21 protein-coding genes and 2 pseudogenes are annotated in these 18761 nt (G+C 63.1%); 17 read left to right on the top strand and 6 right to left on the bottom strand.

Annotation, left to right across the window (positions count from 1 at the left end; genetic code table 11):
• The first annotated feature begins 64 nt into the window (after positions 1-64).
• Entirely contained in the window at positions 65-1147 is a 1083-nt protein-coding gene (locus IVA81_RS22175; RefSeq protein ID WP_247321837.1) for a COX15/CtaA family protein, read from the top strand.
• 5 nt (positions 1148-1152) lie between these two features.
• Here the strand turns inward: IVA81_RS22175 and IVA81_RS22170 are convergent, their stop codons facing one another.
• The 4 genes from IVA81_RS22170 to IVA81_RS22155 all read right to left on the bottom strand — a co-directional run bounded on the left by IVA81_RS22170 (position 1153) and on the right by IVA81_RS22155 (position 4627).
• A complete protein-coding gene (locus IVA81_RS22170) occupies positions 1153-1497 on the bottom strand; it encodes a hypothetical protein (protein ID WP_247321836.1) in 345 nt (114 codons plus the stop codon).
• Between the two features lie 183 nt (positions 1498-1680).
• Positions 1681-2961: an O-acetylhomoserine aminocarboxypropyltransferase gene (locus tag IVA81_RS22165; RefSeq protein ID WP_247321835.1), complete on the bottom strand. Its 1281-nt coding sequence runs from the start codon at positions 2959-2961 to the stop codon at positions 1681-1683.
• 149 nt (positions 2962-3110) lie between these two features.
• Positions 3111-3695: a CoA-binding protein gene (locus IVA81_RS22160; RefSeq protein ID WP_247321834.1), complete on the bottom strand. Its 585-nt coding sequence runs from the start codon at positions 3693-3695 to the stop codon at positions 3111-3113.
• Between the two features lie 107 nt (positions 3696-3802).
• Complete coding sequence (locus IVA81_RS22155) at positions 3803-4627, bottom strand: enoyl-CoA hydratase (RefSeq protein WP_247321832.1); 825 nt, start codon at positions 4625-4627, stop codon at positions 3803-3805.
• An 84-nt stretch (positions 4628-4711) separates the two neighbouring features.
• Here IVA81_RS22155 and IVA81_RS22150 point away from each other — a divergent pair, with 84 nt between their 5' ends.
• The 6 genes from IVA81_RS22150 (at position 4712) to IVA81_RS22125 (ending at position 8422) form a co-directional block, all read left to right on the top strand.
• A complete protein-coding gene (locus IVA81_RS22150) occupies positions 4712-5140 on the top strand; it encodes a PaaI family thioesterase (protein WP_247321831.1) in 429 nt (142 codons plus the stop codon).
• Positions 5141-5298: 158 nt separating this feature from the next.
• Positions 5299-5763, top strand: coding sequence for a 50S ribosomal protein L13 (gene rplM / locus IVA81_RS22145; RefSeq protein WP_091965253.1), 465 nt, complete (start codon positions 5299-5301; stop codon positions 5761-5763).
• 1 nt (position 5764) lies between these two features.
• Positions 5765-6244, top strand: a complete 480-nt coding sequence (gene rpsI / locus IVA81_RS22140) for a 30S ribosomal protein S9 (RefSeq protein ID WP_008547917.1) — start codon at positions 5765-5767, stop codon at positions 6242-6244.
• A gap of 229 nt (positions 6245-6473) precedes the next feature.
• Complete coding sequence (locus IVA81_RS22135; RefSeq protein WP_247321830.1) at positions 6474-7694, top strand: GGDEF domain-containing protein; 1221 nt, start codon at positions 6474-6476, stop codon at positions 7692-7694.
• 59 nt (positions 7695-7753) lie between these two features.
• On the top strand, positions 7754-7993 hold the full coding sequence (locus tag IVA81_RS22130; protein ID WP_211416773.1) for a hypothetical protein: 240 nt from the start codon (positions 7754-7756) through the stop codon (positions 7991-7993).
• A 132-nt stretch (positions 7994-8125) separates the two neighbouring features.
• A complete protein-coding gene (locus IVA81_RS22125) occupies positions 8126-8422 on the top strand; it encodes an antibiotic biosynthesis monooxygenase family protein (protein WP_025036647.1) in 297 nt (98 codons plus the stop codon).
• A 63-nt stretch (positions 8423-8485) separates the two neighbouring features.
• Here IVA81_RS22125 and IVA81_RS22120 read toward each other — a convergent pair whose 3' ends face one another.
• A complete protein-coding gene (locus tag IVA81_RS22120; RefSeq protein ID WP_247321829.1) occupies positions 8486-9637 on the bottom strand; it encodes an AI-2E family transporter in 1152 nt (383 codons plus the stop codon).
• A 135-nt stretch (positions 9638-9772) separates the two neighbouring features.
• On the opposite strand from IVA81_RS22120, the gene IVA81_RS22115 reads away from it, so the two are divergent.
• Positions 9773-10474: a hypothetical protein gene (locus tag IVA81_RS22115; RefSeq protein ID WP_247321828.1), complete on the top strand. Its 702-nt coding sequence runs from the start codon at positions 9773-9775 to the stop codon at positions 10472-10474.
• Positions 10475-10564: 90 nt separating this feature from the next.
• Positions 10565-11338, top strand: a complete 774-nt coding sequence (locus IVA81_RS22110; RefSeq protein ID WP_247321827.1) for a gamma-glutamyl-gamma-aminobutyrate hydrolase family protein — start codon at positions 10565-10567, stop codon at positions 11336-11338.
• An 806-nt stretch (positions 11339-12144) separates the two neighbouring features.
• Here IVA81_RS22110 and IVA81_RS22105 read toward each other — a convergent pair.
• Positions 12145-12828 (bottom strand): annotated as a pseudogene (locus IVA81_RS22105) (IS5 family transposase); the annotation flags it as partial.
• Between the two features lie 141 nt (positions 12829-12969).
• Between IVA81_RS22105 and IVA81_RS22100 the strand changes: the two are divergent.
• The 8 genes and pseudogenes from IVA81_RS22100 to IVA81_RS22065 all read left to right on the top strand — a co-directional run.
• A pseudogene (locus tag IVA81_RS22100) lies at positions 12970-13092 on the top strand (integrase); the annotation flags it as partial.
• A gap of 174 nt (positions 13093-13266) precedes the next feature.
• Positions 13267-13473: a DUF2892 domain-containing protein gene (locus IVA81_RS22095; RefSeq protein ID WP_247321826.1), complete on the top strand. Its 207-nt coding sequence runs from the start codon at positions 13267-13269 to the stop codon at positions 13471-13473.
• A gap of 5 nt (positions 13474-13478) precedes the next feature.
• On the top strand, positions 13479-14024 hold the full coding sequence (locus IVA81_RS22090) for an RNA polymerase sigma factor (RefSeq protein ID WP_247321825.1): 546 nt from the start codon (positions 13479-13481) through the stop codon (positions 14022-14024).
• Between the two features lie 138 nt (positions 14025-14162).
• Positions 14163-14810 (top strand): isoprenylcysteine carboxylmethyltransferase family protein, encoded by a 648-nt coding sequence (locus IVA81_RS22085; RefSeq protein ID WP_346659411.1) that lies wholly within the window; start codon positions 14163-14165, stop codon positions 14808-14810.
• 187 nt (positions 14811-14997) lie between these two features.
• The gene (locus IVA81_RS22080) at positions 14998-15234 is read left to right on the top strand and encodes a hypothetical protein (protein WP_247321824.1); all 237 of its coding nucleotides are present in this window, start codon (positions 14998-15000) and stop codon (positions 15232-15234) included.
• Between the two features lie 549 nt (positions 15235-15783).
• Entirely contained in the window at positions 15784-16323 is a 540-nt protein-coding gene (locus tag IVA81_RS22075; protein ID WP_247321823.1) for a TRAP transporter small permease subunit, read from the top strand.
• Positions 16320-17924: a TRAP transporter large permease subunit gene (locus IVA81_RS22070; protein WP_247321821.1), complete on the top strand. Its 1605-nt coding sequence runs from the start codon at positions 16320-16322 to the stop codon at positions 17922-17924. The genes IVA81_RS22075 and IVA81_RS22070 overlap by 4 nt, the downstream gene beginning before the upstream one ends.
• A gap of 186 nt (positions 17925-18110) precedes the next feature.
• On the top strand, positions 18111-18320 hold the full coding sequence (locus IVA81_RS22065; protein ID WP_247321819.1) for a hypothetical protein: 210 nt from the start codon (positions 18111-18113) through the stop codon (positions 18318-18320).
• Positions 18321-18761: the final 441 nt, after the last annotated feature.

Raw genomic sequence — 18761 nt, 5'->3', positions numbered from 1 at the left:
CTGCGGGAGCGGGGGACTATAAGGGGCACGCAGTCCGGTTCAAGCCCTGGTTTTAACCCCTGAAATGACGACGGATTCCGTTCCAACCAACCCCCATCGCGCCGTGCGCTGGTGGCTGATTTCGGTAGCCGCTTTGATCGCGCTGATGGTGCTGGTCGGCGGTGCGACGCGGCTGACGGAATCCGGCCTCTCGATCGTCGAATGGAAGCCGGTCACGGGCAGCGTGCCGCCGCTGTCGGAGGCGCAGTGGACCGATGCGTTCGAGGCCTACAAGAAAATCCCGCAATATCGCGAGCTCAACGCGGGCATGAGCCTGTCCGAGTTCAAGCAGATCTTCTGGTGGGAGTGGAGCCACCGGTTGCTTGGCCGCTTCATCGGCGTCGCCTATCTCTTGCCGTTCCTGTTCTTCCTGTGGCGTGGCGGCCTGTCGGGCGAATTGAAGCGGCGGCTGTGGCTGCTGTTCGCGCTCGGCGGTCTCCAGGGCGCGGTCGGCTGGTGGATGGTGGCCTCGGGTCTGACGGAACGGATCGAGGTGTCGCAATATCGGCTGGCGACGCATCTGGTGCTCGCACTGCTGATCTTCGCCGGCATCGTCTGGACGGTGCGGCGGCTCAAGCAGCGGCCGCAGATCGCAGCACCGGCGCGGCTGCGGTTCACGAGCGCGCTGCTGCTCGTCCTGACGTTCGTGCAGATCTATTTCGGTGCGCTGGTCGCGGGCTTGCGCGCAGGGCGCGCCTACAACACCTGGCCGCAGATCGACGGCGCGTTCATTCCCTCGGCGGAGCGGCTCTGGTTCGAGACGCCGTGGTGGCGCAACATGTTCGACAATGTCCTGACAGTGCAGTTCGAGCACCGCATGACCGCCTATGCGCTGTTCGTGCTGGCGGCGTTGCACGCGATCGACACGGTGCGCTCGCGCGCGGGTTCTGCGGCCAGCGGCGCGCTCTGGCTGCTCGCGGCGGTGAGCGTGCAGGCGGTGCTCGGCATTCTCACGCTGCTGAACCAGGTGCCGATTGATCTCGCGCTTTCGCACCAGGCGGTTGCGATCGCAGTGCTGACACTCGCGGTGATGCAGGTGGAGCGGCTGGCTTCGCGACAGCCGACCGAAGCCCAGCCGCACGCGGTTCCGATCGGGCAGGCCGGCTGATCGGATCAGCAATAGCCGTAGACGCCGCAGGCATATGGCAGTCGCCAGAAATAATCGACCTGCTTGCCGCCGTAATACGCGCCCTGATAGTCGTAGGACCACGGACGGCCGTAATAGCCCGGCAATGTATGCGAGCCCGGCAGCAGCGGCGTGCCCGGCAGGTTGCGAATGTAGCTGCCGATGCCATAGGCCGGCGAGATCAGCGCATCCGGATCGGTTTCGACATAAACCTGCGGCGGCTCCTGCGGCGGAGCGGCGGCCCGCCGCTTCGGCGTGGCCGGCAAGTCGGCAGCGACGGCAGCCGAGACCGTCAGCATTGCAGCAAGGGCAGGCACCATCCAGCGCAACATCGTCGGCTCCGAATCAAAGGGGCGATCCAACGATGATGTATGCGGCAGATATGGTTAACGACTGTTAACCGAGGCTTGGTCATTCCGGGGCGGTGCGAAGCACCGAACCCGGAATCCAGAGGTGATTATACCACTTCGACATTCCGGGTTCGCGCAGTCGCGCGCCCCGGAACGACGTGGATGCTAAGCCCCCAGCGCCTGCTCCAGATCCGCGATCAGATCTTCCTTGTCCTCGATGCCGATCGAGAGCCGCACCACGTCGGGGCCGGCGCCGGACTTCACCTTCGCCGCGTCGTCGAGCTGGCTGTGCGTGGTCGAGGCAGGATGGATCACGAGCGAGCGGGTGTCGCCGACGTTCGCCAGGTGCGAGAACAGCTGCAATTTCGACACCAGGCTGACGCCAGCGTCATAGCCGCCCTTCAGGCTGAAGGTGAACACGGCGCCCGCACCCTTCGGCGCGTATTTGCGTGCGAGCTGGTTGTACTTGTCGCTGGCAAGGCCGGCATAGTTGACCGAGGCTACCGCCGGATGTCCCGCGAGGAATTCAGCGACGGCCTTGGCATTGTCGCAGTGCTTCTGCATGCGCAGCGGCAGCGTCTCGATGCCGGTCAGGATCATGAAGGCGTTGAAGGGCGACAGCGCGGGGCCGAGGTCGCGCAGGCCGAGCACGCGGCAGGCGATCGCGAAGGCGAAATTGCCGAAGGTCTCCTGCAGGCGGATGCCGTGATATTCGGGCCGCGGTTCCGACAGCATCGGGTACTTGCCGCCCGTGGACCAGTCGAACGTGCCGGCGTCGACGATGATGCCGCCGAGCGAATTGCCGTGACCGCCCAGGAATTTCGTCAGTGAGTGCACGACGATGTCGGCGCCGTGGTCGATCGGGCGGATCAGATAGGGCGAAGCCAGCGTGTTGTCGACGATCAACGGCACGCCCGCCTTGCGCGCCACCGTCGAGATCGCCTCGATGTCGGTGATGCTGCCGGCGGGATTGGCGATGGACTCGATGAAGATCGCCTTGGTGCGCGGCGTCACCGCGCGCTCGAAGCTTGCGATGTCATCGGGATCGGCCCACACCACGTTCCAGCCGAAGCTCTTGAACGCATGCGTGAACTGGTTGATCGATCCGCCGTAGAGCTTTCGCGCGGCGATGAACTCGTCGCCGGGCTGCAGCAATTGCTGCAATATCACGACCTGCGCGGCATGGCCCGAGGCCACCGCAAGCGCAGCCGTGCCGCCTTCGAGGGCGGCGACACGCTCTTCCAGCACCGCGTTGGTGGGATTGCCGATGCGGGTATAGATGTTGCCGAACGCCTGCAAGCCGAACAGCGAGGCGGCGTGATCCGCGTCGTTGAAGACGAACGAGGTCGTTTGATAAATCGGAGTTGCGCGCGCACCGGTCGTCGGATCGGGCTGTGCACCGGCATGCACGGCGAGGGTTGAAAATCCCGGAAGGCGATCGCTCATTGAGGGCGTCCTGTTCTCTTGGTCTGAAATCGCGCGGCATGCTGATGGGCGCCGCGCTCGCCGTCAAGGCGCCGCTTCACAGCAATACCATTTGGGCATGATCGTGCTACGCATTGTCGCGTTCACGAAACGAAGCCTTCGCGATCGGGTCAGCTTTGCTCGGTCTTGTTTTTGGCGGCGCGATCGGAGGCGGCGGTGTCGCCACCCCCGACACTCATCCGATTGAGGGATAGCCGCATGCCTTGCGTCGGTACCGGCGCCCGCTTGGAACTGAGTGTGCGCGAATTCACGCCCATCCAGGAGATCTCGGACGACAAGCGGCCATATTCGATCTTGGGGCAGCGGTTCATCACCACCTTGATACCAACCGATTCCGCCTTCAGCGCCGCCGCGTCATCGCGCGCGCCGAGCTGCATCCAGATCACCTTCGGCAGCGGATCGAGCGTGAGTGCCTCTTCGACGACAGGCATGATGTGGCTGGAATTGCGAAAGATGTCGATCATGTCGATGGGACGGCCAATGTCGGAGAGCGAGGCGATGAAGGGCTTTCCGAGTAGTTCCTTGCCGACATGGCCGGGATTGACCGGGATCATGTCGTAGCCGCGCTGCGCCAGATATTTGAACGCAAAATAGCTCGGCCGCACATTGACCGGCGAGGCACCGACCATCGCGATCGACTTCACGCTGTTGAGGATGCCGCGGATGTAATTGTCGGGATAGGCGTCGTGGTTCATTGCTCGTTCTTCTTCCTTGTCATTGCGAGGAGCGAAGCGACGAAGCAATCCAGGCTGTCACCGCGGAGGTATTCTGGATTGCTTCGCTTCGCTCGCAATGACGAACTTCACTCATCCCGCCAATTCGGCGTGCGCTTCTCGATGAACGCGCCGATGCCTTCCTCGGCATCTCGCGCCATCATGTTCTCGGTCATCACCTCGGCCGCATAGCGATAGGCATCGGCAAGGCTCATCTCGGCCTGGCGATAGAACGCCTCCTTGCCGAGCTTGACGGTGTAGGCGGATTTCAGCGCGACCTGCTCCGCCAGCGCAATCGCGGCGTTGCGCTCGGTGCCGGCTGGGACGACGCGATTGATGAGTCCGATCTCGCGGGCGCGGGCCGCCGGGATCGGCTCGCCGGTCAGCAGCATCTCCATCGCCTGCTTGCGCGGCACGTTGCGCGACAGCGCCACCATCGGGGTCGAACAGAACAGGCCGATGTCGACGCCGGGGGTGGCGAAGCTCGCCGCGTCCGAGGCAATGGCGAGATCGCAGCTCGCCACAAGCTGGCAGCCGGCCGCGGTCGCAATGCCCTGGACGGCAGCAACCACCGGCTTTGGCAGGTGCACGATCGCCTGCATCATCGCGCTGCAGGCGGTCATCATATCGGCGAAGAAGGCACGGCCGCGATCGGGATCGGCGCGGCGCGCGGTGAGCTCCTTCATGTCGTGGCCGGCAGAGAAGGCGGGACCGTTGGCCGCGATCACGACGCCGCGGACCGCCTTGTCGTCGCGGATGTCGTTGAGCTCGGCATGCAGGCTGGCAATCATCGCTTCCGACAGGCTGTTGCGCGCGCCCGGCCGGTTCAGCGTGAGGACGGTGATGGGGCCTGCGGTCTCGCGCAGCAGGATCGGCGGTTGCGGGGAGGGGGCGCGGGCGGCCTGGGCGGACATCGGAGCGTTTCCGTTGGATTATTGCATTTGGATGACGCAGATAACTTAATGTAACAGGGGACGTGAAGCGAGGGTGGGAACAGCATGGCATTAGCGAAAATGAGGGTGGCGGAGGTCGAACAGTTTCTCCGCGACGAATTTCCCCAGGCGTTCAGCGGCGACGACATCACGATCGAAAGCGCAGACGGCCAGACCTGCCTTTTGCGCCAGCGCTACAGCGAAAGGATGCTGCGGCCGGGCGGAACCGTGTCCGGCCCGACGCTGATGGCGCTCGCCGATTTCGCCATGTACGTGGTGCTCCTGTCCGCGATCGGTCCGATTGGGCTCGCCGTGACCACCAACCTCAACATCAACTTCCTGCGCAAGGGCCAGCCCGGCCAGGACGTGCTGGCGGAGGCGCGGCTGCTCAAGCTGGGCAAGCGGCTGGCAGTCGGGGAGGTGAAGCTGTTGTCCGGCACCTCGCCCGATCCGATCGCGCATGTCACCTCGACCTATTCCATTCCAACTATTTGAGCTTTTTGCAGGTAATATAGCACCATAATTTTAAATCATTGATATTGCGAGCCTAATTTCCGTCTGCCGGCATTGACCGTGGCGCGTCTCTTCTCTAGAAAGCCGCGCAGTCCGGTGCGGTGTTCGCGCCGATGCTCCCCGTCCACGGAAACTCTGACATGAAAACCTTTTCGGCAAAGCCGGCTGAGGTGACGAAGAAGTGGGTGCTGATCGACGCCAAGGGTCTGGTCGTCGGCCGCCTCGCCACCATCGTCGCCATGCGCCTGCGCGGCAAACACCTCCCGACCTACACCCCGCACGTTGATTGCGGCGACAACGTCATCATCATCAACGCGCAGCATGCGGTCCTCACCGGGCGCAAGCGCGAGCAGAAGACCTATTACAAGCACACCGGCTACGTCGGCCACATCAAGGAGCGCACCGCGCGCCAGATCCTCGAGGGCAAGCATCCCGAGCGCGTGCTCGAGAAGGCCGTTGAGCGCATGATCCCGCGTGGCCCGCTCGGTCGCGTCCAGATGGGCAACCTGCGTGTCTACGGCGGCGCCGATCATCCGCACGAGGCTCAGACCCCCGAGAAGATCGACATCGCCAAGTTGAACCGCAAGAACACGAGGGCCGCATAACATGGCCGAATCCATCCAGTCGCTCGACCAGCTCTCGCAGCTCAAGACGGCGGCCGCGCCCGACGCGCCCAAGCACGAGAAGAAGGTCGACAAGTTCAACCGCGCCTATGCCACCGGCAAGCGCAAGGACGCGGTCGCTCGCGTGTGGATCAAGCCGGGCGCCGGCAAGGTCACCGTCAACTCGCGCGAGGTCGAGGTCTATTTCGCCCGTCCCGTGCTGCGCATGATGATTGAGCAGCCGTTCTCGGTGGCCGCGCGTTCCGGCCAGTACGACGTGATCTGCACCGTCGCCGGCGGCGGCCTGTCCGGCCAGGCCGGCGCGGTCCGTCACGGCATCTCCAAGGCGCTGACCTATTTCGAGCCGGAGCTGCGCTCCGTGCTCAAGAAGGGCGGCTTCCTGACCCGCGACTCGCGCGTGGTCGAGCGCAAGAAGTACGGCAAGGCCAAGGCCCGCCGGTCCTTCCAGTTCTCGAAGCGTTAATCGCTTCGGTCACATTCGCCGCGAAAGCGGCTTCAATGAGATGCAAAAGGGCGCTGATTTCAGCGCCCTTTTTGCTGTTCGTTTGTACGCAAATTGATGGCGTGTTTCCCGAAAACTTAGGTCCGCGCGAAAACCTGAATGGAACTCGCGGGACCTAGCGTCGCATTCGGAAGGGCGCGCAAATCGGCTGGGCCGGTCGCGTAACTGCTATGTTCTAGAGGGGGCCGACATGATGTCGCTCGATAGCATCACGCTCTATTTGGTCGCCACCATGGTTGCCGCACTGCTCGGCGCCATGATGGTGTTTTTCGGCAGGCAGGAGGACAGCCCTGCACTGAAATGGTGGGGCACCGCCTATCTGCTCGGTGCCGCCTCCGTCGCGCTGTGGACCGCGGCCGGCGACAGGCTGGGCCCGCATCTTTACCTTGCGTTGAACGCGGTCGGCTTCGTCGCCTGCGGCATGGTGTGGAATGCGGCGCGCGTTTTCCACGGCCGCAAGCCGAACTGGCCCGGCCTCGTGCTCGGCGCGCTCGCCTGGGTCGCCGCAGTCACGCTGCTCGATCCCGCGGCGTCCATGCTGCGCATGATCGCCGGTGCCGGCATCGTCTCGGTCTATGCGGCGCTGACCGCCAGCGAGCTCTGGACCGAACGGCGCAAGAGCCTGCAGCGGCGCTGGCCGGCCTTCGTGGTGCCGGTGATGCACGGCTGCGTGTTGATGCTGCCGATCCTGATCGGCAGCTTCCTGCGCCCGCACGATGCCGGCTTCTCGTCGAGCATCTGGGTCACCGTGTTTGCCGTCGAGCTCGTCCTCTATGCCGTCGGCACCGTGTTCGTGATCTTCATGCTGGTATCCGAGCGCACCGTGACCGCGCACCGGACTGCAGCGTCGACCGATCCGCTGACCGGCATGCTCAACCGGCGCGGCTTCTCGGAAGCCTGCTCGCGCGTGATCGAGCGCGAAGCCAAGGCCGGACGTCCCGTGACCGTGATGATCTTCGACATCGACCACTTCAAGTCGATCAATGATCGCTTCGGCCATCCGGCCGGTGACGAGATGCTGAAACTGTTTTCGACCGTCGTCGTCAACAACCTACGCATCACCGACCTGTCGGGCCGCATCGGCGGCGAGGAATTCGCAGCGCTGCTGCCGTGTTCGCTGGAGGAGGGCGTGCTGGTCGCCGAGCGCGTGCGCGAGGCGTTCGAGACCTCCGGCGTCGTGGTCGATGAGGGCCCGGTCGACACCACCGTCAGCATCGGCGTCGCCGGCGGGCCCGCCGGCACCGAGCTCGAGGTGCTGCTGGCTTCGGCCGACACCGCGCTCTATCAGGCCAAGCGCGGCGGCCGTAACCGCGTCGAGGCGGCGGAGGAGCTGCCGCTGTCGCTGGAGAATTGGCGCCGCCAGAGCGCCGCGCGGGTCGGTGCGCCGCAGGTGCGGCCGGCCACCGCCTGAGATGCAATGCGGCATTGCGGTAACTCTCTGTTTACCATTCGATCCCTACCATTGCGGTCATGGAATCGATCCGTCGACAGAACCCGCAGGCTGCCCTGATGTCGCTCGAAGCCGCTGCGGCCTCGGCACGCAGCGGTTTCGCCTGTCTGTTCTCGACCGCGGATGAGTACGAGAGCGCGCTGATCACGGAGCGCCGCGCGCAGGGACGCTACGCGCAAAGCCGCCGCAGCTACTGGCCGCTCGCGCTGTTCGTCGGCTGCGCACTCATCGTGGCGGGCACGGTTCTGTTGCTGGTCTGAGTGACCTGCATTTAGGAGACCTGCATCTAGGAGACCTGCATTTTTGGGCCGACCAGGGCGCCGTTTCGGCGCCTTTTTCTTTTTGGCCGGCTGCGGTAGACACGCCCATCGAACAAAAACGGGTGGAAACCGATGATCACCGAGATCGCGCAAATCGACGTCAAGCCGGGCAGCGAGAAGGACTTTGAGGCTGCCGTCGCCAAGGCCAAGGCCGCTTTCGGCCGCTCCAAGGGGTTTCATGGTTTCGAGCTGCACAAGTCGATCGAGAAGCCGCAGCGCTACCGGCTGATGGTGAAATGGGCGACGCTGGAAAACCACACCGTCGATTTCCGCGGCTCGGAGAATTTCACTGAATGGCGCGGCCTCGTCGGCCAGTATTTTGCCGCGCCCCCGGAGGTCGAGCACACCGAGACCGTGCTGACCACCTGAGGCGCTTTATTTTGGAAGCATGATCTTTTCGGAAAACCGCCGTACACTTTTCCGGATCATGCTCTACGCCGCCTCGGCCAGCGGCGCCTCCTCATACGTCTTGAAATGGTCGATCATGACCTTGGCGATGGCGACCAGCGGCAGCGCCAGCGCGAGGCCCCAGATTCCGAACACGACGCCGAGCACGATCTGGAACGCGAACAGCGTGGCCGGCGGGATGTCGAGCGCCTGCCGCTGCAGGATCGGCGTCAGCACGTAGCTCTCCATGGCGTGCACGCCCATGAAGAGCAGAAAGGCCGACAGCGCCGGGATCCAGCCCGAGGCGAGGCTTGCCAGCACCACGATGACGCCGGCGATGATGGCCCCGACGGTCGGGATGAAGGCGAGCAGGCCGGCCTGAATCCCCAGGATGAACGAGCCGGGGATGCCGATGAGGGCAAGCCCGATCCAGGTCACGGCGCCGACCGCGAGCATGACGATGATCTGTGCGATCAGCCAGCGCTCCAGTGTCTCGGCTATGCGGTCGATGATGAGGGTGACGCGGGTGCGGTGCCTCGCCGGCGCCAGGAACAGCAGGCCGTCGTGATAGACGGCGGGCTGGGCGGCGAAGGCAAAGCCCAGGAACAGCACGATGAAGATGTTGCCCACACCGTGGATGGTGCCGAGCAGCAGCTTGAAGGTCTGGCTCACGATCGCTCCGCCGCTGGAGGCCAGCGCGCCCGCGCCGGGCAATGGACCGCGCGAGGGCGCTGCCGGTGAGGGCGTCGCCTCCGACGGAGTATTGGCCGAGGGCTCAGACACACCGTTGCCGAGATCGAAGAAGCTGGTGTCGATGCCGTGGTTATCGAGGAAGGACCTGACGTTGACGAGCTGCGATTTGAGGGTCTTGCTCAGCAGCGAAGCCTGCTCGGCAATGGTGGCGCCGCCGAGATAGGCGATGCCGGCGAGCATCAGGGCGAGCGCGGTGCAGACGATCGCGAGCCGCAGCGCATGCGGCAGGGGCACGCGGCGGCCGAGCGCGATCGTCAGCGCGTTGAGACCGAGACCGAGCAGCATGCCGGTGAAGATCAGCAGCAGGGTGGGGGCGAAATACCAGGTGAAGGCGAGCAGCGCGGTGAAGAGCACCACGCCGATGCCCCCGACCGAGATCGCCCAAGCCTGATCCCAAGCCTGATCGCCGCGGGTCCGGGAGCGTTCATCTTTGGACATGGTCACATCGGGTCCTTTTCAGCGCGGTGCGCGCCGCACTCTCTCGACAAACGCGCGTCCGATCAAGACCGCGTCAACGCGCTGGTTTGACGCCGGCGCGCCGACAGTGCAGAGCGATGAGGAAAGAACAATGGGGGCCGTTTGAGCTTCATCAGCAAATGGGCCGGTCTGATCGGGCTCCTGGCCTTGCTCGTGATCGGCGACCAGATCCGCATCAACCGGCCCGGCCACAAATTCCGCCTCACGGTCGAGGTGACGACGCCTGACGGGATCAAGACCGGGTCCGGCATTCTCGCCGTCGTGCCCGACCGCAACTATAACCGCGGCGGCCGCACCACGATGCGCGGGGAGGCGGTGTTCGTCGACCTCGGCGGCAAAGGCAGGAATCTGGTGGCATTGCTGGCGCATCGGCAGGGCGCCAAGCTGGACTTCGACGACATCAACTATGTCGCGCTCCGCGCCTATGGTGCCGCGCGCGGCAACCGCGTCTCGTTCAACGATATCCACCGGCAGACCGGCGTCGTCCCGGTGCAGGGAGACCTCGTTCCCGTGCTCGTGAGCTTTGGCGATCCCAATGATCCCAAGTCCGCGCGCCTTGTCGCCGGCGACCATGCGGAGGCGGTTCTGGGCGAGGGCTATGCGATCCGGGGCCTCACGGCCGAGGTCGTGCCCAACGGGTTTTGGCCGATTGATTTCGGTGGGGCGCTCGGGGAGCCCGTGACGCGCGGAATCAACGCGAAACTGCCCTGGCTGGCCGCGCCGGGCGATCCGGCGGCAACTGCACTGGAGGGCGCCGGCCTGCCCGCCGGGGGCGAGGCCCGGGAGGCCTTTGCGCGAAAATAGCATTGCCGTCCCGCGTACCCTTCTGTTGAATTTGTTCCATCCCAAGGGCATGTTGGGGAATCTTCTTAACGGAGAGGCGCGGAACGATAGATGAGAAAGCCGGTCGTCGGCGTGATCGGGAATGCCCATCGCGTCGAAAATCGATTTCAGGTCCAGATGGTCGGCGAGCGCAATTTGCGCGCCGTGGCCGAGGTCTCCGGCGGCCTGCCGGTGATGTTCGCGGGCGCGCCTGACATCACCGATATCGGCGCGCTGCTCGACGTGGTCGACGGGATTGTGCTCACCGGCGCCCGCGCCAATGTCCATCCGACCCACTTCAATGTCGACCCGTGTGAGCGGCACGAGCCGTACGATATCCATCGCGACGAGGTGGCGCTGGCGCTTTCGGTCGCCTGCGTTGCCCGCGGCGTGCCGCTGTTCGGCATCTGCCGTGGCCTCCAGGAGATGAACGTCGCCTTCGGCGGCTCGCTGCATCCCGAGATCCGCGAAATCCCCGGCCGCATGAACCATCGCATGCCCCGGCTCGAGAACGGTGAGATCCATCCCGATCCGACCGTCGTGTTCGCCGACCGTCACGACGTCGACCTGACGCCCGGCGGGGCGTTCGCAAGACTGCTCGGCTGCGAGAAGATCCGGGTCAATTCGTTGCACGGGCAGGGCATATTGGAGCCCGGCAAGCGCGTGCTGATCGAAGGCATCGCCGAGGACGGCACCATCGAGGCGATCCGCATCGCGGAAGCCCCGACCTTTGCGCTCGGCGTGCAATGGCACGCCGAATACGATCCCCAGCACAATCCCATCAACCGCAAGCTGTTCGAGGCGTTCGGCGACGCCTTGGTCGCAAAGCAGAAGGCGGCGGCGTAGGGCGGCTGTGCGGTGAGGGGCCGTAGGCCAAGCTCTCGCAATGACGAACCTGGGACGACTGGATCGCTCTTTCAATTGACTATCCAACTGGCAGACGCGCCTTCGCCATCTCGCGGCGCATTTCGCCCGAGGCTTGCTGTCGTTCGGCGCCCGATGAAGGCCAAAGGGCACAGGGAAGGCCGGGCGCCGGCGGCACCCGAGATCCGTGCGCTACGAAGATGCACACGGGGTGGATCACAGGTGATGCCGGTCGCCCGGCCTTCCCTGCGCGGATGGTTTTAACGGTGTCCTTCGTGCTCTCCTCGGGGAGCGATGCACTATTGCCCCCGTCGCCTTGCGGATGGCTGATGCGCGCACCGGTTGGCCGCCACATCACCGCAAACCTTGACGCACAGACCCCGGGCGTCAGGACCACACGACTTCTCCGTCCGCGGACGATCCCGCCGAAATGACTGGAGGCTTGCGTGTGCTCGCTCCCAGACATCAACGAGACCGCTGTGACCGCGCCGTGTCGTACCGCGTCGCCTGAGGACTCACGGTTGCCCGCCCTGTCATCACGCGTGTCGCGCCGGCGCTACCGCGTCCACCGCCACCCGGCCCGCATCTCGTGACGATCGCGAAGCGCCCCTTTGGCAAGGGCCGGGATGGCGAGTGTATGTCACAAATCCGAAATTCGGGAAAGTGGAATATTTTTGCGGGAAGGGCTTGACGGGGTGTGTTGCCCGACGCCTCACGCAAGGCTTGATCTCCGTTGGAGACCTAGGCGGACCGGGCCGGATTGCGCTATCCCAATGCCGGGAGTCGCTTTATCGGGAAGACCAGGGGGCGGACTCATTAGCCCGAAGCCATAGCCTGATCGAGGCGCGTTGAACGAAGGCCAGGTAGTTGGAGGCAAGCCTGTCGTAGCGCGTCGCGACGCGACGACATCGTTTGATCCTGTTGAAGAACCGTTCCACCCGGTTGCGGGCGCGGTAGAGATAGGGGCCGAAGCAGATCGGATCACTGCGATTGCTCTTCGGCCGGATGTTAGCCCACGAGCCTCGCTTCATTGCAAGCTGTCTGATCCAGTCGGCGTCATAGCCACGGTCGGCAAGCAACATTGACCCGGATTTCAAACCAGACAGCAGTTTTCCGGCCAGTCTAACGTCGTGAGCCTCACCGGGGCTCAGCGCCAGCCGGACTACCGACCAATGCGTGAATTTTGCTCGTCAAGCCGCCCTGGGACCTTCCCATCGATTGGCGCTGGTTCCTGGTGATGCAGGCTCCATGCTGATGCACGCGGACGATGGAGGTGTCGATCATCTGGACAGCGGCATCATGAGCAGCGGCAAGCGCGTCTATGATACGACCCCAGACGCCAGCTCGCCGCCACCTGACGAAGCGATTATAGCAAGTGGTGTACGGACCAAACCCTTCCGGCAGCTCGGGCGCTTTCGGAGAAGAAGCGGACGTCAACCAGCCAACATCCCCCGCTGAATCCGTCGGAAATGACCCAAGAAACATTGCGGGCGATTACGGTTGGCGTAGGGTGGGCAAGGCGGACCCCAAGTAGGTGCTGCACTAATCGAAACTCCGGGGCCGCAGACGTCAGATCGCCGCGATGTATTTGGCTGTAGCGAGGTCCGCCGACCAATCAGCTGCCGGTCCAGATCGAGATGCTGATCGTGCGATGCAAGCAGGACAAGCCACATTGGGGCGCGCCGAAGATACGCGAGCGGCTGGCCCGGCTTTATCCGGATGTCCACACCCCGGCGACCCGATACCGGCGTTCCTCAGAGGCCCAGGCCCGCGCCCCACGCCCACGCCAGCTTGCTGAAGCTGCCACCCCCTCAAGTTATTTTTTGTGCCGCGACCCCAGCGCCGGGTTTGCGCCCTCTTGTCTGGGTGAATGCGCCATAGCGGCGCGTCACGAACCGGAGCACAGAACCATGTGGTATAGGAAGAACGTTAGCGGGTGGGAGCGCGCGGCCAGGCTGATCGGCGGGGGCTTGATGCTCATCTGCGGCGTGGTTGCGCTGCACGCTTCGCCGCTCGGGCTATTGCTCAGCGGCACGGGTGTCGTGACGCTGGTCACCGGCGTGTTCGGCTATTGCCCTGCCTGCGCCATCGCCGGGCGCGAGCCACTGAAGGGGTGACTGCCTTGGCGCGCGTATCAGACGATCTCTTGCTCGCGGCACAGTCGGGTGACCGGCACGCGCTGACACAGCTATTGGTCGCGCTGCAGCCGGACATTCGACGCTACGCCCGGCGCCTTTGCTACCGCGCCTCGGTTATCGAAGATGTGGTGCAAGAAGCACTCATCGTCGTGTACCGGCGCGTGGGCACGATCCGCAGTCCAGCCGCACTCGCCGGCTGGCTGCTGACCGTCATCGCGCGCCTTTGCATGCTGCCGGCGCTGATGCTGATGCGCGGAGTCGAGGAGCTCGCCAGCCTGGAAGAGTCACGCGAGCTCGCAAAGGTCCCGCCGGACGAGTTGCGCGTAGACTTGGTCAATGCGATCGAGTCGCTTTCGCCGTCCCATCGCAAAGTGCTGCTGCTGCGAGATCTCGAAGATCTGACGATTTGGGAAATCGCCGGGCGGCTCGGCGTGACGCGCGAAGCGGCCAAAAGCCGCCTGCGCCGCGCCCGCGCACTGGTGCGCGAATACCTGCTCGGCACAAAGGACAGCGGACGAGAGAGCACATGAATTACTTTCGTGGAGTCGGCATGTTCGGGAGCGCTTTCCTAGGCGCACACCTGATGCGCGGTGCAGCTGCGGCGGCGCTACTCGCTTGGGCCATCGTCCACCAGACCGCGCACCCTTGGTTATCCTTGGGCGCGGGCGTTGCCGCGCTCGTCGCGCTACGCGGATGCCCGATGTGCTGGACAGCGGGCCTGGTCGAGACGCTTTCTCAAGGCCGTCGCGATTCAACCGCTGAACGCGCTGACCGGACATGGCTGCATTAACATCGCGGCAGGACGGGAGGATGCATTGTCGAAGATCACAGCAATCCTAGGATCCGCCCTGTTTTTCCTCGTTGCACCGGCGATGTTGGCGGGCGTCATCCCATGGTCGATCACGCATTGGGAATTTCGGCCACCCTTTTTAGAAGCCGAAGCGACACGCTTGGCTGGGCTCGCGTTCATTATTGCCGGCGTGTCCGGATTGTTAGATTCGTTTGCGCGCTTTGCGTTGCAGGGTCTGGGCACGCCCGCGCCGATCGCGCCACCACGCAATCTCGTGGTGAGCGGATTATACCGCTATGTGCGCAATCCGATTTATGTTGCAGTTGTTGCCGTCATTCTTGGTCAGGCGGTGTTATTCGCTGACCGGCATCTCCTCGGCTACGGCGCGTTGATCTGGCTCTTTTTTCACATCTTCGTAATTGCCTATGAGGAGCCGACGCTCCGCCAAAGCTTCGGAGCCGAGTATGAAAGCTATTGCGCCAATGTGCCGCGCTGGCTTCCCCGACTCACTCAGCGAGCCGTCTAACCGATTTGATGCTCGGTGAGGTCGAAACGTCTGAATCTGGCCCTTTCGCGTCATTTGCTGCGGTCGCACAAAGGTGGTCGGTGTTGGCGCGAAGCGGACATCACCGACGATTTATGAGTACGCGTACTAGTTTGATGGGTTTGGCAGATACAACTAAAGTTCTGCCCCAAGACGGAGGATTACCTTCATGAGCAGACCTGTGAAGACTGAAAGCGAACTCATCGCCATGGCGAGGGCCGAGTTGAAGGTCCACGCCGACTGCCCCGATGGAATGACAATTTCCATCCTCCGCGACGGCCATTCCTGGGAGTTTCGAGCCAGCGCAGATCGGGCGACCTCGGATCGTCCGGGCTACCCTGAATGCGTCGCCATGCTTGTCCAGATCGGCGATCATCTCTGCAAGCAGTACGACGTCGAGGGTTAGGCGCACCTCGATCGCGCAGGCACGGCGGTGTCAGAACACGCGTTCGATCACCATCGTCAGACCAGCCGCCAACGACATGACGATCACCAGTGGAATTCCTGTCTCGAAGAACGGCAGCGCCATCCATCGATGTGGCTGCCCGTTGCGAGGCAGGAACAACCAGAGAAGGCGGTTGACAACACGACCAGGAGTGCGCCGATCACGAAATTACCCTCTGGAGCTGCGATATCCGCATTAGAGGCAGTCCGTCCGAGGATCGCATTGCCGGCAGCCCCCAGGTCAACCCATTAAGCACTGCGGCCGTGTTTTAGACTTTACCCCGTTAGATTGTCCATTTTCTTGTTGACCCGGAATTGGCTGACGGTAATTGTGCCTTGCTTCCCGCGGCGGGCGAGACCCGAACATGTCTTGCCGAAAACCGACAACAAGAACGGGCGGAAGCATCAGGAGGGTGAACTAGCTCCCGCGCAGAGGTGGAAGGCTGCTGATACAGCGCCATGGTCCCTGCTCGTTTGGGGGTAGCACTCAGCGAGCGGGGAAAAGGCATCTATGCGCCCATTGTTGGCGGTAAGTACAGCTATCGACTGGCTGAACGAAAAGGTCGGCAACGTCTGCAACATTCTGGTGCTCGCGGCCTGCGTGGTCAGCGCTGTAAATGCGATGATTCGGTATGCCTTCAGCTACAGCTCCAACAGCTGGCTCGAGACTCAGTGGTACATGTTTGCCGTCATCGTGATGTTCGGCTCGTCCTACACTTTCAAACGCAACGAGCATGTGCGCGTCGAAATCCTGTACCTCATGCTTTCCGAACGCGGCCAGCTGTGGCTCGACCTGATCGGGACATTGGTTTTCCTCGTCCCGGCGTGCCTGCTCCTCAGCTACCTGTCATGGTCGATGTTCTACAACTCGCTCATCATCGGCGAAATGTCCAACAATGCCGGTGGCCTCCTCCGGTGGCCGATCAAGTTTGTCCTGCCAGCAGGATTTTTCATGCTGGCTTTGCAAGGTGTCTCGGAAGTCATCAAACGCGTTGCGGCCTTGCGTGGTGAAGTCACCATCGAGGCGAAATACGAGCGGCCCACCCAATGATCACGATTGAGATGATGCCGCCGCTGATGTTCGGCGGGCTGGTCCTAGCCATGCTGATCGGATTTCCGGTCGCTTTCACGCTGGCCGCTCTCGGCCTTTCGTTCGGATTTCTCGCGATCCACGAAGGATTTTTCGGATTTAGCTTCCTCCAGGCAATCCCGGAGCGCATCTACGGCAGCGTTCTGGCAAACGAACTGCTGCTGGCAATTCCGTTCTTCACGTTCATGGGCTCGATCCTCGAACGATGCGGCCTCGCAGAGGACATGCTGGATTCCATGGGGCAGTTGTTCGGCCCCATTCGCGGCGGTCTGGGCTATTCCGTGATCATCGTCGGCTTCATCCTCGGTGCCATCACAGGCACCGTGGCGGCGCAGGTGATCGCGATGGCGCTGATCTCGATGCCGGTGATGATCCGCTACGGCTACAACATGCGCTACATCACCGGCGTGCTCGCGGCCTCCGGCACCATCACCCAGCTGGTGCCTCCGTCGCTGGTTCTGATCGTGCTCGCGGACCAGCTTGGGAAGTCGGTCGGCGATATGTATCTGGGCGCCTGGGGCCCGTCGCTGCTTCAGATCGCGCTCTTCGCGGGCTACACGTTTGCTCTGAGCGTGATCAAGCCGCATCACGTTCCGGCGGTGCCCAAGGAAGCAAGGACGCTCACAGGCTGGGCGCTCTGGCGTAAATGCCTTTTGGGCATCATCCCGTCCGCCGTCCTGATCTTCGTTGTGCTCGGCACGATGATGCTCGGCCTTGCCACCCCGACCGAAGCAGGCGCGATGGGCGCGGTCGGCGCGATCGTCCTCGCCGTCATCCATCACAAGGATTTCAGCTCGACCGGTCACAAGGTGTTGCTCGTCGGCGTTGCGGCCGCGGGTGTCGGCACCATCATCGGCATCTACTTCACGCCGAATCTGCCGTTCAAGATCGCCTTTGCGATTGCCTATCTCGCGGTCGCCTGGGTTTGCATCGAGACGATCAGGATTCCCGACCTGCGCACCCTGGTCAAGCAGGGCTATGAGACCACCATGCGCATCACCTGCATGGTGACGTTCATCCTGATCGGATCGACCTGCTTCTCGATCGTCTTTCTCGGTTGCAACGGTGGTGTCTGGCTGGAGCACATGCTGACATCGCTGCCGGGCGGCGTCTGGGGCTTCCTGATCTTCATGAACCTCTTCATCTTCTTCATCGCCTTCTTCCTCGACTTCTTCGAGATCGCGTTCATCATCATTCCGATGATCGCGCCGATCGCGCAGAAGCTGCTCACTCCCGTCGTCGGGGCGGATGCTGCCTTGATCTGGTTCGGTGTCATGCTCTGCGTCAACATGCAGACCTCCTTCCTGCATCCGCCTTTCGGCTTCGCCTTGTTCTACCTGCGGGGTGTTGCGCCGAAGGAGGTCAAGAGTTCAGACATCTATTGGGGCGCGATGCCCTGGATCGGCCTGCAGGCGATCATGGTTGCGGTCGTCATCGCGTTCCCGATCACCGTCACCGGGCTATTGGACGCTCCCAGGAAGGTGGATCTGGACAAGATCAAGATCGAAATTCCGGATATTGAGCTGCCGCCGCCGCTCGATTTCGGCCAGCCGAAGAATTGAGAGGATCTCTGCCCCGGGGTTGATCCGGGGAGAGATATTGGGAGGCCTGCCGGCCACCTGCGAACGCATGCCCGTTGCAGGGGGAACAGCAGGCCCCCTTGGTGACTTTACCACTCGTCCGATGGGGCAGACGGTCACCTCGCGCTGGGACTAAGCTTAAGCCCAGAGCTGCACCAGGAGAGTCCGATGCCGTATTTCGCATCTGAACGAGACCGGGACTTCCGCATCTGCAAGGTGCTTGCCGACCTGTTTTGCGCAATCTTGCTCGGGACCTTTTCCATCGTGTTCTTCGGCTGGCTCGGCGGCATTGCCGCCTTCGTTATCCTCGAAGCCTGCCTGATCGGGCTCGACTGGCTCATCCCAAGCGCGGACGACGCGGCAGGAGTGGTCCGCTAAGGGCATCTTCAACGGCCGAACCTCGCTTCGTTCATTCCTGGCCGCCGGATCATCCCTACGCGCGACCATCCAATTCGATTTTCAAATTGGATTGCATTCCGATGACGCGCATCATCACCGCCGCCGCTCTGCTCCTGCTTGCGTCCTCCGCATTCGCCCAAAGCGCTCCGCCGCGATGTGTGCTGGTGCGTAGGGCGGATTAGCCGAAGGCGTAATCCGCCATCTTGACTTGATCGGGCAGCTTCAATGCCAAACTAGCGCGGCGAATCTGCGTGAGCGTCGCGAGCAGTCGGCGGATTACGCCTTCGGCTAATCCGCCCTACGAGAACTGGCTCCATGCATTCAATGCGCATTCTAAATCTCGGACGGAATAAACCAATCAGTAGGAATTGGTCCGCCCCGGTTTTTGCGGATCTGATTTGTTCTTTGAGAACGAAGTGG

The sequence above is a fragment of the Bradyrhizobium sp. 141 genome, from assembly GCF_023074055.1.
Taxonomy (GTDB): domain Bacteria; phylum Pseudomonadota; class Alphaproteobacteria; order Rhizobiales; family Xanthobacteraceae; genus Bradyrhizobium.
Note: the sequence above shows the minus strand (reverse complement) of the source record. Positions and strands in the feature narration are given on the sequence as shown.